This window comes from Arthrobacter sp. GMC3, assembly GCF_002929305.1.
In the GTDB taxonomy this organism is placed as follows: Bacteria; Actinomycetota; Actinomycetes; order Actinomycetales; family Micrococcaceae; genus Specibacter.
On record NZ_PJIO01000015.1, the window covers coordinates 58662 to 74958 of the forward strand.

At 62.3% G+C, this 16297-nt stretch carries 10 protein-coding genes; 6 read left to right on the forward strand and 4 right to left on the reverse strand.

What is annotated here, in order from left to right:
• Positions 1-66: 66 nt before the first annotated feature.
• Positions 67-6198 carry an Ig-like domain-containing protein gene (locus CXQ94_RS18510; protein WP_104092068.1) on the reverse strand — a complete coding sequence of 2044 codons (6132 nt, stop codon included), beginning with the start codon at positions 6196-6198 and terminating at the stop codon, positions 67-69.
• Between the two features lie 157 nt (positions 6199-6355).
• On the reverse strand, positions 6356-7651 hold the full coding sequence (locus tag CXQ94_RS18515; protein ID WP_104092069.1) for an ROK family protein: 1296 nt from the start codon (positions 7649-7651) through the stop codon (positions 6356-6358).
• A 251-nt stretch (positions 7652-7902) separates the two neighbouring features.
• On the opposite strand from CXQ94_RS18515, the gene CXQ94_RS18520 reads away from it, so the two are divergent.
• The 5 genes from CXQ94_RS18520 (at position 7903) to ppgK (ending at position 13718) form a co-directional block, all read left to right on the forward strand.
• A complete protein-coding gene (locus CXQ94_RS18520; RefSeq protein WP_104092070.1) occupies positions 7903-9135 on the forward strand; it encodes an ABC transporter substrate-binding protein in 1233 nt (410 codons plus the stop codon).
• A 19-nt stretch (positions 9136-9154) separates the two neighbouring features.
• On the forward strand, positions 9155-10078 hold the full coding sequence (locus CXQ94_RS18525) for a carbohydrate ABC transporter permease (protein WP_104092071.1): 924 nt from the start codon (positions 9155-9157) through the stop codon (positions 10076-10078).
• A complete protein-coding gene (locus tag CXQ94_RS18530; RefSeq protein WP_104092072.1) occupies positions 10078-10992 on the forward strand; it encodes a carbohydrate ABC transporter permease in 915 nt (304 codons plus the stop codon). The genes CXQ94_RS18525 and CXQ94_RS18530 overlap by 1 nt, the downstream gene beginning before the upstream one ends.
• 53 nt (positions 10993-11045) lie before the next feature.
• On the forward strand, positions 11046-12749 hold the full coding sequence (locus CXQ94_RS18535) for a glycoside hydrolase family 13 protein (protein WP_104092073.1): 1704 nt from the start codon (positions 11046-11048) through the stop codon (positions 12747-12749).
• A 168-nt stretch (positions 12750-12917) separates the two neighbouring features.
• A complete protein-coding gene (gene ppgK, locus CXQ94_RS18540; protein WP_104092083.1) occupies positions 12918-13718 on the forward strand; it encodes a polyphosphate--glucose phosphotransferase in 801 nt (266 codons plus the stop codon).
• Between the two features lie 21 nt (positions 13719-13739).
• Here the strand turns inward: ppgK and CXQ94_RS18545 are convergent, their stop codons facing one another.
• Both CXQ94_RS18545 and CXQ94_RS18550 read right to left on the reverse strand, forming a co-directional pair.
• Complete coding sequence (locus CXQ94_RS18545; protein WP_104092074.1) at positions 13740-14636, reverse strand: PHB depolymerase family esterase; 897 nt, start codon at positions 14634-14636, stop codon at positions 13740-13742.
• Positions 14637-14638: 2 nt separating this feature from the next.
• Positions 14639-15448, reverse strand: coding sequence for an SGNH/GDSL hydrolase family protein (locus CXQ94_RS18550; RefSeq protein ID WP_104092075.1), 810 nt, complete (start codon positions 15446-15448; stop codon positions 14639-14641).
• A gap of 456 nt (positions 15449-15904) precedes the next feature.
• Between CXQ94_RS18550 and CXQ94_RS18555 the strand changes: the two genes are divergently transcribed.
• The coding region (locus CXQ94_RS18555) for a hypothetical protein (protein ID WP_146070356.1) at positions 15905-16297 on the forward strand (393 nt) is incomplete at its 3' end.

A 16297-nucleotide genomic window follows, 5' to 3' on the forward strand; every position in this document is an offset into this window, starting at 1 on the left:
CAGATACTGTGACTTCCCAGCCATAAAGTCACAGTATCTGCGCACTCACCGGCGCTAACAAGGCACTCAGCACGGTGGGATCGGCTGGGCTCGCTGATCGTCGCTAAAGGCGTCCCAGCGGGCATACAAGCCAGTGTTGCTGGCGTTCGGGCCGCTGATTTGCAGGTACCACGGTCCGGGCTTGGAGCCGCCGCGGTTGATGTAGCACCGCGTGGTCATCGTTTGTCCGCGATTAAGCCAGTGCCCGCCATTGCAGGAGCTCCCGGTCCAGTTGGTTCCACTTGCGGAATCCATGCAGGAGTCGTCCCCGGTGTTGTTGGTCAGATTCCATTGCGTGACAGGTGGCGGTGGCTCAGCGCCGGCCCAGGACGTCGCGGCTCCAGACGCCGGACCGCAGCCGCCCACGTTGCAGGCCCGTACGCTGAGGGTTGCGGCTTCACCGTACCCTCCGGTAGGCGTCGAGAAGCTGGTGGCCATGCCACGGTCCGCCCACCCCGCACCGTTGAGACTGCTTTCGTACCGGGTGACGGCGCTGCCGTTGCTGTTTGCCGCACTCCACGTCCACCGGACAGTTTTATCGCCCTGCCCGGCCCGGCTGCCGGTGACCACATTTTGCTTGGGAATGCCGTACGGTGTCACGGTGCCCGAGGCTGCCGAGGCATCCCCCGCCGAGGACAAGGCTCCGGCTGTTGCTTGTGCCCGTACGGTGGCGTAGACGTTTTGGCCATTGCTCGAGGCAAGTTTGGCCCCGGAGGGCACGCCACACGCCTCTGCGGCCGTGGATAGTTTGACGCAGTACTGCACCTCGCCAGCAGCGTAACCGTGGAGCTGGTTGGCGGCCAGCGGGGTGTACGTCACCGTGACGAATCCGCCATTGCCGTTCTGGTCCACAATGCTGATACCGGGCGCGGCCATGACATCGACCTTGCCCACAGCACGTTGCGGTGCGGACTGGGGCCCATACGCTGTGGTGCCCGCCTTGTTGGTGGCCCGCACCCGGTATTGGTAGCCCTCGGTGGAGGTGCCCACCGAGAAGGTGGCGCTAGTGCTTGTAACGGTTTGAACGGTTGCCGCTTGGCCGCCTCCCGTGCGCTCCACCTCGTACTTGCTGACGGCGTCGCCGTTCTCAAACGGCGCCGCCCAGCTGACGCTGACCTGGCTGTTGTCGCCCACGGCAGGCTGCGTGGCCACCGTCGGTACCGCAGGCGCAGTGGGCAGGCCGGCCGGAATGACCGAGGCAGAGTACTTGCCCCACTCGGAGGGGTTCGGGGCATTGTTGATGGCCTGGACGCGGAATTGGTACTCCGTACCGTTGGCTAGGCCCGTCCATGTCAAGGTGTTTCCCGTGACGGCAGATTTCTGCCCGTTCTGGCCTGCCGGGGCGGGGGAAATTTGCACGTTGTATTTGGTCACTGCGGAGAATTCACCCACGGGCGTGACCCACGTCAGATCCACCTTTTTATCGCCAAAGACGGTCTGTGGCGCCGCAGGGGCATCGGGCATGCGGTCAGGGGTTGCGCTCACCGAGGCCGGCGACGGCGCGGAAGTGCCGACGTCGTTCGTGGCGGTAACGGTGAACTTGTACGCCTGGGCATTCTTCAGGCTCGTGATGGTGCACGTGTTCGCCGCGCAGTCCTGCCGCCCGCCTGTCCACTCCACCGTGTACTTGGTGATGGGGGCACCGTTGTCCGCGGGTGGATCCCACTTGAGCAGGACCGACTGGTCTTTTTCCTCCACGATTTGGGGTTTAGTGGGGGTCTCGGGCTTGCCCTTGACGGTGATGCGGATGCGGCCGTTGACGTACCTGTCCGCGTCCTTGGTCTTGTCCGCCACGATGTAGCGCACCACTACAGTGCCCTTGTAGTTCGGGTCCGTATTCACCGCAACGGAGTCATCTTTGTTGCTGACGGTGATGCCTTGGCTGCCCGTTTCGATCGACGTTCCCACCACCTTCAAGGGCGTGTCGGAGAAGGGGTTCACATCATTTTGCAAAACCTTGATGACCTCCTCACGGCCGGCATGGGCATCGAGGACAATGTCATCATTGGCTACGGCCAGCGGCTCGGGAGAGGAGGTGGCCTTGAGTACGACGTCGGCCCCCACCGGCTCGCTGCGCCCGTCGGTTACCTGCACCCGCACGTTGCCTGTGGTGCCAACTTTGGTGCCGTCATTCTGGGTGGCGGTGAGCACCGTGCCCTTGAGCTCAACCTTGAAACCGGCTGGCGCTCCGCCCACCAGCGAGTACTTGAACTTCTCCTTGTCGCCCGGATCCACGTCGAAGGCCAGCGGGCCCACGTCCAAGGTGGCTGTCTTTTGCTGCGGCACCTCAAGGGTTGACCCGGTGAAAGTGGGAGGGGTGTTCTTCTCGTCCTTGTCCGCCGCATCCGACGCGGCGGGGTCCACGAGCGTCATGACGGTCAGCGTCGATTTCAGGCCGTCCGGATCGTCGGGGCCAGTTCCGTCGGTGACCTCAAAGGTGATGGAGCCGGGGCCATAGAACTTGATGTCCGCCGCATAGTTGATCCCTGCCCCGTCGCCAACAATCACGTTCTCATTGGAGGCGCCCAGGAGCGAGATCTTGGAAGCCTCGGTGAGGCGCGGCTTCCGTCCTTCCCGGACCTGTACGTATTCGGAGAGCTTCATGGTGGCGCTCTTGCCGGCGGTGACCCGGATGACGTCGTTCTTGCTCAGTACCGGGTACTGCTTGCCCAATCCCGGGACCCAAATGATGGCCGTCGCTTTAAGTCCGTCCTGGTCGGTGATGGTGTACGGGATCATCTGCTCGGTAGCTTCCAGGGCCACCCGCACCGCGCCGGAGGAGGTGACGGAGGCGCTGGTGGAGGGCAGGCCCGGGGCGGACTCTACGCTGACGTCCAGGGCCTCGCTCACGCCGTCGGGGTCCGCGTCGTTGTCAAGGACCGGCACATCTACGGTGTTCTTGCCCAGCATCTGCTTGACCGTGACCCGGTCGTCGCGGGCAATGGGTGCCTTCAACGGGGCATCGGGGGTGACAGTCATGCGAATGTTGCCGGTGGCGGTGGCCCCAAACTTGTCCGCCACGGTGTACATCATGGTGGCAATGCCGGATTCCGCCGGTGAGGTCACCAGCGCCATGCCCTTGGGAGAGATGGCCGGTGCCATTTCTTCGGGGCCCTTGAAGCCGTCCTTCACCAGGCCCAGCGCTCCGCCGTCGGGGTCTGAGTCATTGAGCACCACGTCAAGGGCAACTTTGCGGCCCGGCCGGATGGTGATGTAGTCATCCTCGGTGACAGGCGGGTGGTTCATGGCCAGGGGCGGTGCCACACCCACATCCACGCGGGCAATTGCCTCGGCGCCGAGCCTGTCCCGGACCCTGTAGGTGAAGGTATCGGTGCCGGCGGAACTGCCGCCAGCCGTGTAGAAAATGTAGCCGTTGCCGGTTTCGGCCGTGCCGAGTTTGGGTGCTGCGTCAATGCCCACCAGCTCTACGGAGTCCCCTTCGGGGTCAATGCCATTGAGCGTTACGGGGATCTTCACCTGTTCCCCGGCGATAACCCGCCCGGTCAGGTTTTTGGGCGCCGGTGGCAGGTTGTGTTCGGGGTCGGCGGCAACAATGGTGATGTCCACTTGTGCCGCGCTCGATTGCCCCGAGCTATTAGCGACCTTGTATGTCCCGGTCACTTTCTTGGGCGTCTGCCCGGCGATGAAGCGGAGCTGGTTTTGGTCGGCAAAGAGCTTGCCATCGTCGGGGTTGCCGGCCTCCACCACCACCGGGGACTTGAGCACCTCGCCGTTCGGGTCAGTGTCATTGGCCAGGACGGGGATACTGACAACGTCACCCACCCGAACCACTGCGGTGTCGGCCTCCACCCGAGGAGGCAGCAATTTGTCCGGCGCAGGGATCCTGATGACGGAGATTTCACCGACAGCGCTGCCGGCACCGTTGGAGATGGTGTATTTGACGCTCATGGGGCCGTTGATGCCGCGCACGTCGGTGAGTTTGACGATGCTGCGGTCGATGATGGTGGCGGCGATGGGCGCCCCAGCCGGGACGTCCACCGATTGGATCACCAGGACGCCGTTGGCCGGGTCCGAGTCATTGCCCAACACGTCGACCAGGACGGAGCCGCCGGCTGGGAGCATGGCAAGGTCCTTCACTGCCACCGGCAGCCCGGCGGTGTCGGCCGGATCCACGTCAACGCGGATCAAACCCGTGGCGCTCATGGGTCCATTGGTGACCTGGTAGTCGAGGTAGACGGGGCCCGGCGTCGTGGCCGTGAACGTCACGGTGCCATTGTCCGCGATCTTGGACACGGTGGCATTGACAGGCTTGGAGACGCTGGCCAGTCGGAGCGCGCCACCGGCCGGGTCTTGATCATTTTTCAGCGGGGACAGCACAATGGGCTGCCCCACCACTGCCCGGAAGAAGTCGGCGTTGGCCACCGGTGGAACTGTGCCGCCAATCTTGACGTTGACCTTGATCTGGTGTTCGGTGGTGGCCTGGCCATCGGAAACGGTGATGGTCATGGTTTTCAGGCCAGCGTTCTCGCCGTCGTCCGTGTACTTGAGTTCACCGTTGGGGCTGGTCTTGATGACGGCCGATTTGTCGTCGGAAACGGCATCGGTCAAAAAGATATCGTCGCCGTCGGGGTCTATCCAGTCGGAGAGCACGTTCTGACTCATGGTCTGGCCCTGCTCCACCACCATGGTTGAATCGCGCAAGGATTCCGGGGGCGAGTTCTCACTCGGCGGCACCACGCGCACATTGACCTCCGCACGGGCGGTGCCGCCACGGCCGTCATTGGCAATGTAGCCGAACTGCCCGGAGCCACCCTGACCGTCCGGGACGTTGACCTGCAAGCCGGTGCCGCCATAGATGGACTGCACGGTACCCACTGAGGGGTCGACGGCGGGCGGCTCGGCCGTAAGCACGTCGCCGTCGGGGTCGGAGTCGTTGAACAGCACGGGCAAAATGGTTGTCTTGCCTGCGCGCACGCCGAATGAATCGGCGGTTGCTTCCGGTGGCCGGTTGGGTTTGGTCCTGTCCGGGAGGGTGCTGACTACGTTGGGATCCGCGGAGTCCTTGTCCGCGTTGTCGGCCTTCTTCAGGTCCGTTTTCAAATCGTCCCAGTTGTTCACCAGCAGCATGTTTTGGTTGACCAGCCACACATTGCCGGTGTTGATGTCGTTGAGCACCACCACGTTGCGGTTCTTGCGAAAGACGAACTGGGAGGTCCCACTCGCGTGGGGGATGTCAATGAGCTCACCACTGTCACCGCACGCCCGCACATATTTGTTGGCCCCCGACCATGCCGCATGGACGCAGTCGCCCTGTACCACCGGGGCCACAGGCTTCCCGTTGGTACCTAGTTGAAGTACCTTCGCCGAAGATCCGTCGAGGGGTTGTCGGATGAGGGCGGAGGAGGTCTCGAGGGCCACAAAATTGGCGTCGTCCGATGGCTGGGCCAGCAGCGCGCCTTGGGCGTTGGGGACGGTGACGCTCTTGCCCCCGGGCAGGAACAGTTTCCCCGCCTCGGGCGAAAAGGCGACGGGCTTGCCGCCAGCCACGCCCAGCTGTACGTCTTTCAAGCCAGCCAGACCCTCAACCTTGAGACGTTCCTGGGAGGCGACTTTACCGGCGTCGTTCACCACGGTGGTGATCAAGTCACCGGAGGCGGTCTCCACCGTAAAGATGGTGTCATTCGGGGCGGTCACGGAGACGGCGCCCTGCAGGCCCGTGAGAATGGGTGCCGTGGCCTTGTCATTGAAGCCGGGCACCTCCAGATTGCCCAGAGCCCACACCTTGCCGGCGCCCGAATCGGTGATCGCCACGATAGCGGCGCCCTGCGAAACCTGCTTGCCGCCACCCAAAGTGGTTTCCGCGGACATGGCCATCATGGGGATGTCCACCGGGTTCAGGAGGGTGCCGCCGTCGTTTCCCATGAAGACGTTGCCGGCGTTTTGGACCACGTCGAAGTTGGTGGTGGTCGCGGTGAAGCCGCCGTCGAGGATCTTCGATTGGTCATTGAGGTGACCCACCAGTCCGTCTGCCCGGTTGGTGACCCAGACACTGCCGTCGTTGAGGTCCACATCGGCTGTGGCGAATCCCGGGTACACGATGGCTCCTGTCACCACCGCCGCCGACAAAACCACTGCACCAGTTGCCGTGAACAACTGCTTTTTGCGGGTGGACCGGGTGAAGAGATCAAGCAGTGCCATGGGAAACTTTCAAATCATCCGAATCCGGAGGTGATTCGGGTGCGAACTATCCGTGGCCAAGACCGTTGGACCACTGCAGCCATCCTAGCGGATTCCTCCACACGATTGAGTAACTGATATTGGGCCGCCGTCCACCGCTAAGATCCGGTAGTCCCCATCAGCTCCCGGGCACCAGATCCAGGGCATTGCGCTCCACATAATCGAGAGCCAGTCGCACGGCACCTAGGGTGACAATGGCGTCCCCGAGCGTGGAGACGGCCACCCGGGGAGGATTGGGCATGAACTTAGCCAGCTCCTGTTGCAGGGTCGGCAGCATCACGGCCGACGACGCTGCCACAGCTCCCCCGATCACCACCAGTTCGGGGTCGTTGAAGGTGGCGATCAAGGCGATGACCCGTGCCATGCGGCGGGCAATGGTATCGAGAATGTGCCCGGCCACCTTATCGCCCCGGGCTGCGGCGTCGAACACGGCCTCGGCGCTGATCCCGCCGTCGCCGCCGACTGCATCGCCATCGATTGACGCGTCTTCCGGGCCAGCAGCCGTGCTCGTGTCCGTGCCCGTTGTCAGCGATGTGAGGAGCGTTTGCGGGGCGCCCTTTTTGCACGCCTCAACCGCCATTTCGCGTGCCAGCAGGGCGATGCCCTCGGGGGTGCCCACGCCTTCCACCAAGTGCAGCAGTCCCACTTCCCCGGTCCGCCCGGAGGCGCCGTGAAGCAGGCGCCCGGATTCCATCAAACCGAAGCCGATGCGTTCACCGGCCAGCATCACGGCCAGGTCATCTACGCCGGCCCCCGCACCCATCCAGCGCTCAGCCATGGCGGCCAGGTTGGCATCGTTGGCTAGCAGGACCGGCCAGCCGTAGCGGTCGCGCAGAGTTTCCTGGATGCCGATGTCAAAGTTCTCCCAGAAGGGCTGGCTGTGGGATATGTTGCCCTTGCGGTCCACCGGCGCGGCGATTCCCAGTCCCGCAACCAGAACAGCATCAGGGGTGACGCCTGCAGCGGCTAGAGCAGTTTGGATGGCCGCATCGATGCTGGCCAGCCGTTCGGAGTCGGGTGCCGTGAACTCCCCCAGGCTCTCCGTGGCCTTGGCCAGGATCTTGCCGCGCAGATCGGCCACTAGTGCCGTCGTTTTGGCAACACCGAAGTCCAGGCCAACCACCACTCCAGCCCGGGCGTCAAACTCAAATACCCGCGCCGGCCGGCCCTTTTGGATCGCCGTTCGCTGGGAGGGGAGTTCGTGAACCCACCCGGCGCCAATCAAGTCATCACACACGGCAATCACCGTTGCCCTGGCCAGACCCGTGGCCTCGATCAGATCCGTTCCCGTCAGCGCGCCGGATCGTCTCATGACAGAAAGAACGGCACTCATGTTGGTGTGGCGCAGCTGCTGGGGAGTGTTTGCTGTCAGTTCCAAGAAGTACCCCTTGACGTGCGGCCGTGTGATGTACATAATACTAACAGCGTATAAATTTATGGTCTAAATAAAGACCGTGAATTATTGCCGGTCGAGTGTCGCCGCCCTCGCGAGACACCACAGGACCTCTGCCCGGAAGAACAAAGGAGTTTTTTAATGAAGGCCGTTTACCCCAACGCCACAAGCCACCATGCTTGCCGGCTCGGCGCCACGCACCGCCCTGGCACCGCCGTCACGGGTCTCACCCAGTGAGCCCCTCAGCAATTAATCGTCGGAGCCTTTTGACGATGGCCGGTGTTGGAATAGCGGCCCTGGCATTGCCTGCTTGCTCCCCCGCCAAGGCAGATTCCATCACCACCATCCGCCTGCAGCAGGGCAAGCCCGAGGTGGTGGACTACTTCAACGGCCTCATCAAGGATTTTGAGGCCAAGAACCCGGACATCAGGGTGGTCCAGGACTTCAACGGAGGAAACTGGGTTCCAGGCCTCATCCGCGACAACCCCGCAGACGTTGTCACCAACGCCTACTCGGTCACCACAGCGGACTTCACCAAAAAGGGCATCTTCGCTGACCTCTCCGATCTCCCCGCTGCTGCCAATGCGGACCCCAAAGCTCTAGAACTGATCAACTCCTTTGGCCGGTACAAAGGCTCGGAACTCAGCGCACTTCCGTTCTCCTTGGCCGCTGCCGGCGTCATCTACAACAAGGACCTATTCGCCAAGCACAGCGTGAATGTTCCCACCACCTGGAGTGAGTTCCTCGCCGCGTGCAAAACGTTTACCGCTGCCGGACTAACCCCGGTGTACGGCACGTTCAAGGACTCCTGGACCTTGGGCCAGCCGTTCGGCTATGTCGCCGGAGGCACCGAGGATCTGGCAGATTTCTTCTCCCGCATGCCGATGACCGCCCAGGATTTGAAGAACAGCCAGGACGTCTCCTTCAGCACCGACTTCAAGTCTGTCGCCGATAAGTTCCTGGAGATCCTTGGCTTCACACAGAAGGATGCCGGCTCGCGCGGCTACACGGACGGCAACGCCGCCTTCGCCAAGGGCGAAGCGGCCATGTACATGCAAGGCCCCTGGGCGCTGTCGGAACTGACCACCATCAACCCGGCACTAAACGTGGGCACCTTTGCCCTGCCCGCCAGCGAGGACCCGGCACAAACCCAGGCCCAGGTCACCTTGGACATGACGTTTTCCATTGCCCGCTCCACGCCCCGGATGGACGCCGCCAAACGATTTGTCAGCTACTTGATGGATCCGTCAGTGGTCAACGCGTACAACAAGAAGTTCTCTGCCTTCTCCCCTCTCAAGGGCGCGGAGAAGACCACCAACCCACAAATTGCCGGGCTCGCGCCGCTGATCGCCGAGGGAAAGTACTACCTCAATGTGACCAACTACTTCCCTCCGGCCATCACCTACAACAACTACTTCCAGACGCTGGCGTTGAACAGAAACGCCGACGCATTCCTGACCACCCTCGACGACGCCTGGCACCGCGTTGCCGCGCGCAACGCCTAGATCTTCGAAGGAGAAAATCATGACTGCACCAGCCGACGTCGTCGCGCCAGCAACGGCCCTTGTTGAGTCCAAAACCAGCCAGCGCCGCAAAGTGGATCCCACGTATTACTGGATGATCATTCCGGTTCTGGTCCTGTTCGCCTTGTTCAGCACCATACCGGCCCTGATCGGCGGATTCTTTAGCTTCACCAACTACGCCGGCTACGGCGATTGGAAAATGGTGGGACTGCGGAACTTCCAGAACATTTTCACGGACCCGGAAATTCTGGCCTCCTACGCGTTCACCTTCTTCTTCGCCATCGTGGCAACCCTTGTGGTGAATGTGGTGGCCCTGCTGCTGGCCCTGGGCTTGAATTCGAAGATCAAGTGGAAAACCGGAATTCGCGGCATCTACTTCATCCCCATGGTTCTTTCCGGGCTGATCATCGCCTACGTCTTCAATTTCCTCTTCTCCAACACTCTTCCCACCATTGCCGAAAACCTTGGCATTCAGCCGTTAGCCACCAGCATCCTGGCCAATGAGCAGTGGGCCTGGGTAGCCATCGTGTTTGTCACGGTCTGGCAGGCGGCCCCGGGCGCCACCATCATCTACCTGGCGGGGCTGCAAAGTATTTCCACCGACGTGTACGAGGCAGCTTCCCTGGACGGAGCCGGTGCCTGGCGCCAGCTGCGCAACATCTCCTTGCCGTTGATCGCCGGCTACGTGGTCATCAACATCATCCTGGGATTCAAGGGCTACCTGGGCACCTACGAGGTCATCGTTGCCTTGACCGGCGGCGGTCCCGGCACAGCCACGCAGTCCGTGGCCATGCGCATCTTCTCCGGTTTTGCCGGCGGCGACTACTCCTACCAGATGGCCAACGCCATCATCTTCTTCATCATCACGCTCATCATTTCGCTGCTGCAGCTGCAAATTCTGCGCCGCCGGGAGGTATCACTGTAATGACTACTTCACTGACAGAACTGCGCCCCAAGCTCAAGAACACCGCACCACTGGATACACCCCGCCCCATCAAAATCAGGCGCGCCAACCGCGAAGGCTTCAAGATCAACTGGTGGATGACGGCGCTGATGCTTGTTGCCTCCCTGACCATCTTGGTGCCGCTGTACTTCACCATCAGCATGGCCCTGAAATCCCCGGAACAGGCAGCCTCGGGTACCGGATTTGCCTGGCCAGCCAATCCGCACTGGGAAAACTTCTCCCAGGCATTCGTCATGACCAACTACCCGGCGGCATTCATGTCCACCGCGTTCATCACCGTCGTTTCGGTGCTGGGCGCCTTGGCCGCCAGCTCCATGGTGGCCTACGCCATTGTGCGCAACTGGGACCGGAAATTCTTCCGGCTCTCCTATATCTACTTACTCTCGGCCATGTTTGTGCCCTTCCCGGTGGTGATCTTGCCCTTGATCAAGCAGACTGCCATGTTTGGTCTGGATAACCCTCTCGGTGTTGCCTTCATCCACATTGTGGGTGGCATCTCCTTCAACTCGCTGCTGTTCATCGCGTTCCTGCGCTCCATCCCCATCGAGCTCGAGGAAGCCGCCCGGCTCGATGGTGCCAGCACCTGGCAGACGTTCCGCAAGGTCATCTTCCCGCTGCTTGCACCCATGAGCGCCACGGTAGGCATCTTCGCCTTCCTAGGATCCTGGAATGACTTCCTGCTCCCCCAAATGCTGATCGCGGACCCGGCACTGCAAACCCTGCCTGTGGTCCAGCAACTGTTCCAGGGCCAGTTCAACACCAACTATTCCCTCGCTTTCGCCTCCTACCTGATGGCTTTGGCTCCCACTCTGCTGGTCTACCTTTTCGCGCAGCGCTGGATCATGTCCGGCGTCATGCGCGGCGCAGTAAAATAACGCCCCACTCTTCGAATCCACGTCAAAAACGCACTACATCTAAGGAATACTCCATGTCTGCTTCCCCGCTTTCCGTCCTGAGCCCGGACACACTGGCCGCCGATCCCAACTGGTGGCGCCAGGCGGCCGTCTACCAGATCTACCCGCGCAGCTTCTACGACGCCAATGCCGACGGCCTCGGCGACATCTTGGGCATCACCGCCAAGGTGGCTTACCTGAAGGAACTCGGGCTCGACGCCGTCTGGCTGAGCCCGTTCTACCCCTCCGAACTCGCTGACGGTGGTTACGACGTCGCCGACTACCGCAACGTTGACCCCCGCCTGGGCACCCTGGCCGACTTCGACGAGATGGCCGCCGCCATCCACGACGCCGGCATGAAGCTCATCGTCGACATCGTCCCGAACCACTCCTCGGACCAGCACGCATGGTTCCAGGAAGCCCTTGCCGCCGAAAAGGGTTCCGCGGCCCGCGCCCGGTACATCTTCCGCGACGGCCAAGGCGCCAACGGTGAGCTCCCGCCGTCGGACTGGGGTTCGGTCTTCGGCGGCCCGTCCTGGACCCAGGTGCCGGATGGCCAGTGGTACCTGCACCTCTTTGCCTCCGAGCAGCCCGACTTCAACTGGGACAACCGCGAAATCCGTGATGACTTCCTGAAAACCCTGCGTTTCTGGTCCGACCGCGGCGTGGACGGATTCCGCATCGACGTGGCGCATGCACTAACCAAGGACCTCTCCGAGCCGTTGCCGTCGCAGGCCCAGATCCGCGAGCTGGAGAAGCTGAACAACGGCTCCAACCCGCTGTGGGACCGCGACGAAGTGCACGAGATCTACGCCGAATGGCGCACCTTGTTCAACGAGTACAACCCGCCGCGCACCGCCGTCGCAGAAGCCTGGGTGGACCAGAGCCGCCGCGCCCGCTACGCCTCCACGAAGGGATTGGGTCAGGCGTTCAACTTCGATTTGCTCATGGCCGACTTCGACGCCAAGGCGTTTGCCTCGATCGTGACGAAGAACCTCGCCGAGGCCGACGCCACCGGCGCGTCCTCCACCTGGGTGTTTTCCAACCACGACGTCGTCCGCCACGCCACCCGCTACGGCCTGCCCGCCGTGGTTGCTGAGGGTCTGGACGAAGAAGGCAAGGAGCAAGCCGCCAAGAGCCAGGACGGCAAAGCTTGGCTGCTGGCCGGCGGAAACGAATCCGAGCTTGACCGTGAGCTTGGCCTGCGCCGTGCCCGCGCGGCCACCATGTTCATGCTGGCGCTGCCCGGCTCCGCGTACCTGTACCAGGGCGAAGAACTGGGCCTGCACGAGGTCTCCGAGATTGCGCCCGCCGAACGCCAGGACCCCGCGTTCTTCCGCAATGCTGGCATCGAGGTGGGCCGCGACGGCTGCCGTGTGCCGCTGCCCTGGACCGCAGAGTCGACGTCGTTCGGCTTTGGCGATGTCCCGGCGCACCTGCCACAGCCCGAGTGGTTCGCCGGCGTTGCCGCGTCCGTTCAGGACACCGATCCGACGTCCACGTTGAACCTGTACCGCAAGGCACTGGAACTGCGTCGCGAACTCCAGGCCGACGAGGAACTGTCCTGGGTGGAAAACACCAACCCGGAGGTATTGCACTTTGTGCGCCCGAACGGCTGGAATGTTGTCACGAACTTCGGCGCCACGGCCGTTGAGCTGCCGGCAGGCACTGTTGTGCTGAGCAGCGTTCCGTTGGTTGACGGCGCACTTCCGGCCGAAGCCACCGCCTGGCTCGTCTAGTCACACCCGTCCGCCGCGGCGGCGGGGCCAGCTCTTGGGCCCACGCGCCCGAGGGGCCCAATCTTTATCGCGCCCAGCGCGGTAAAGATTGGGAGGGCGTGGGGATGTGTCCCCCTCAATTGTCTGGAACCCAGCACCAATTTCGAAGGAACCGATTTGACCACCAGCATGCTTGCCATCGCGGAGCGCGATGTCCCCGTCACCTCCCTGCGACTGGGCATCGACGTGGGCGGGACTGCCATCAAGTACGCCATGGTTGACACCGCGGACGGCACGCTGCATGGTGACATCGGCGAAGTTCCCACCCCGACCCCGGCCACGCCCGATGCCGTGGCCACCGTGTTGGCGGAGATACTGGCGCAGGTTCGACTCCGCGGGCTGCCACTGGATTCGAGCGTGGGTGTGGCCTTACCAGCGGTGGTCCGCCACGGTGTTGCCCATTCGGCGGCCAACATCAGCCCGGAATGGCTCGGATGTGATGTCGTTGAACTTCTAAGCCGGCGGCTGGGTTGCCCCGTAACGGTTTCCAACGACGCCGACGCCGCTGGTCTGGCGGAGGTCGCCCACCGTGCAGCGATTGACCCCGGCGGCAGCAACAACGGTGACCCGCACGTCATTTTGGTGCTCACCCTTGGCACCGGAATAGGTTCGGCCCTGGTGGTCGACGGCGTTCTGGTCCCCAACTTTGAACTGGGACACCTGCAGATTGGTGGGATGAAAGCAGAAGCCAAGGCATCCGCCGTCGCACGCGAACGGGATGGACTGAACTGGCGGGAGTACGCTCTGCGCCTCCAGGAGTACCTCTCCCATGTGGAGTTCCTTTTCTCTCCGGATCTTGTCATCTTGGGCGGCGGCATTTCCGTGCGACATGAGGAATTTCTGCCTCATCTATCTCTGCGGACTCCTGTGGTGCCAGCTCTTTTGGCTAACAAAGCCGGCGTTGTGGGTGCCGCACTTACTGTGCGCTAGTAGCTCGTTGCCGATCCGCCCTCAACCTCTGAGAGCCGGAAAGGCCTCCACCAAGGCGTCGATGGCACTGATGTCCTGGGTAGATCTGCCGAGAACAAAGATCGGCTTCTTATGCCGATTGGGGACTACATGGCCGCCACCCACCACGGTGTACAGCTTGACCGGGTCGCGGCCTGCTTGTTCGTAACTGGTAAGAGTGACAGAGGTGCGCCCGCTCTCGGCCCGGTGCGGCAACCGTGATTCCCGCGGCGGTGCCGTAATCCCATTGCGGGCGGCAAAATACTGTGCCGTTTCCGGCGCCGATGGGCCCCTGTTTCTAAATCCCAGGCCCAAGAATCCGGCATCACCGCGGTACGGAACCACCAAGTCCCTTGTTCCGTGCATCATAACGACGGGCAAGGGCAGCATCTTGTCGGCAAAAGCCAGCCCACCAGCACGGGGAAGAGTGGCACTGAAGATGGCGGCGCCGTCGAACTTTTCGGGAATTTCATGGATCAGCCGGATCACCAACTGCCCTCCATTGGAGTAACCGGAAACGATGACAGGAATATCGCGATGCTGGCGGCGAAAGTGATCCACCAGAGCCGCCATGAAGGCCACATCGTCAGCAGCTCCGCCACCGCTGCGAGTATGGTTCCAGAGCTTCTTCAGTCCGTTGGGATAGACGACAGCCACCCGGCTACTCTCGGCAAGTTCGTCCAGGCTGTTCCCGCTAAAGGCACGCACTTTCTGCCCAGTCTGGCTGGATCCGTGCAAGAAGATCAGCACAGCGGAAATCTCCGTCGCATCGTTCGGATTTCCCTGCCCACGGGAGGGGGCCGCGGTGACCTGAGAGTACGTCCGCTCCGTTCCGCCAACCATGATGCGGTGGTCAGTGGCCAACAACTCGGGCTTGGTTGATGAACGGTTCTCCGGCATGTTCACTTCCTCGAGGCGGCTGGTATCGAAGCGGAGACAGAGGGAGCCGACCGCTGGTTCATCTCATTCTTCATCAGCTGTTCCATTTTCCCTGCAACGTAGTGTCCTCCCGCGACAGTGAGGTGCACACCGTCCGGGCCCACTAGTTCCGCAGTGTGGCTCCGGAACCAGCCGGCCGAGATGGGATCCACGAAGGCCACCCCGGCAGTCGTGGCCGCGTCCTTGAGCGCATCCCTTACTGCCAGGGTGCCAGCATCGGGTTCATCGGCGTACGACGGCGGCCCTACCACCAGGATCTCGGCGTGAGGAGCCTGTGCCTTGGCACCGGCATAGGCGGAAGTGGCCGCGGCGGCGATTTCTGATGCCTCCACGCCAACGTCATTCCCGGAGCCGAAAAACAATACTAGTTGGGTGTCGGCGGCAACCGTCTGCGTCACCTGCGAGCCGAAGGTGGAACTGTTCTCGCCGACGCTAACGTAGCCGCTGCCATTTTCTGCGGCATTGACCATATTGGCGGTTTTCCCGGATTCCTGAGTGCCGGTGTTGATCAGCAACGGCCAGGCGTCTTCCGGGGATGTTCCGAAGCCAGTGCTGAGCGAGTCGCCAATGACCACCACATTGCCATGAAGTGCAGGTCCCGAGGTGTCTGGGTGTGCGGTGGTGTGGCTGCATCCGGCCAGCATCACAACTAGCAGCCCCGCCACAAGGGGGCTGTATCCACGCCAACTTCCAACACTCTGGCTTGTGGCTTTTCGTAGTTCCAGCGTCTTCCGCGAATGGTCAAGAACGGTTCCCCCGACACCCTTCAGCATGTATGTCACCCGCTCCCCATTCTCCTGATTTCCGCACGTCGCCGCAGCGGCGATTGAGGTCTAGAGTACGCCGCCAACCTCACCGTTTCCTATGGATTTCAGGCCGTCCTGCACTTCCTAGGGCTGGCTCAACACCAGAGTAATCGTCGGGTCCCCGTCAAGCGGATATGCCGCCAACTTCCCCGAGCATTTGAATCCCGCTGACTCGTAGAGTCTCAGCGCCGCGGCATTGCTCAGGCGGCCTTCTAGTTCGATGGCGGTAGTTCTCCATTCTTAGCGGCATCTACTGCATCCACTAGGCTTACTCGGCTATGCCCCTTACCCACCCTTGCGGCTTTAGCCGCCAGAGGTTCGAACGTCCTTTGAGCCCTCCACATCCTAGTAAGCAGTGAAAGTTTCACACATTCACGGAGCTATCTTCTAAGAATGTCGGTGCCTCCTCGTAAAATGAAGGGTATGGAAACAAAGGCAAGGACGCCGGGTAATCCTGGCTCCACACGCAACGGTACGAGCCGTGGTGGACATATTCACCGCTTACTGGCTCTTGCCACGGCGTTGGTCAGGGCCGCCGCCGAGCCCGACGCGACAGCCACCGACGGACTGCGGGCCACCGTGAAGACGCCGTTCGGTCTTGACCTGGGCTCGCTGCCGGACACGTCGGTTGTTGACTGGGCACAAACCCTGGAGCACCTGGGCCGATTCTTGACAGGCCTGAGCGTGCAGGTCGCCGGTGAACTCGCCGACCGGGTCAAGGCCGGCCGCTTCGATCGGAACGGCATCAAAACACCCGTAGAACTACTCACCACCTCACTGATGCTCAGCCGGGGCGAGGCCTACCGCCGGATCCGC

Coding starts and splice junctions, on each gene's coding strand:
- CXQ94_RS18510 (WP_104092068.1), bottom strand. CDS start 6,198: ATGGCACTGCTTGATCTCTTCACCCGGTCCACCCGCAAAAAGCAGTTG.
- CXQ94_RS18515 (WP_104092069.1), bottom strand. CDS start 7,651: ATGTACATCACACGGCCGCACGTCAAGGGGTACTTCTTGGAACTGACA.
- CXQ94_RS18520 (WP_104092070.1), top strand. CDS start 7,903: ATGGCCGGTGTTGGAATAGCGGCCCTGGCATTGCCTGCTTGCTCCCCC.
- CXQ94_RS18525 (WP_104092071.1), top strand. CDS start 9,155: ATGACTGCACCAGCCGACGTCGTCGCGCCAGCAACGGCCCTTGTTGAG.
- CXQ94_RS18530 (WP_104092072.1), top strand. CDS start 10,078: ATGACTACTTCACTGACAGAACTGCGCCCCAAGCTCAAGAACACCGCA.
- CXQ94_RS18535 (WP_104092073.1), top strand. CDS start 11,046: ATGTCTGCTTCCCCGCTTTCCGTCCTGAGCCCGGACACACTGGCCGCC.
- ppgK (WP_104092083.1), top strand. CDS start 12,918: ATGCTTGCCATCGCGGAGCGCGATGTCCCCGTCACCTCCCTGCGACTG.
- CXQ94_RS18545 (WP_104092074.1), bottom strand. CDS start 14,636: ATGCCGGAGAACCGTTCATCAACCAAGCCCGAGTTGTTGGCCACTGAC.
- CXQ94_RS18550 (WP_104092075.1), bottom strand. CDS start 15,448: ATGCTGAAGGGTGTCGGGGGAACCGTTCTTGACCATTCGCGGAAGACG.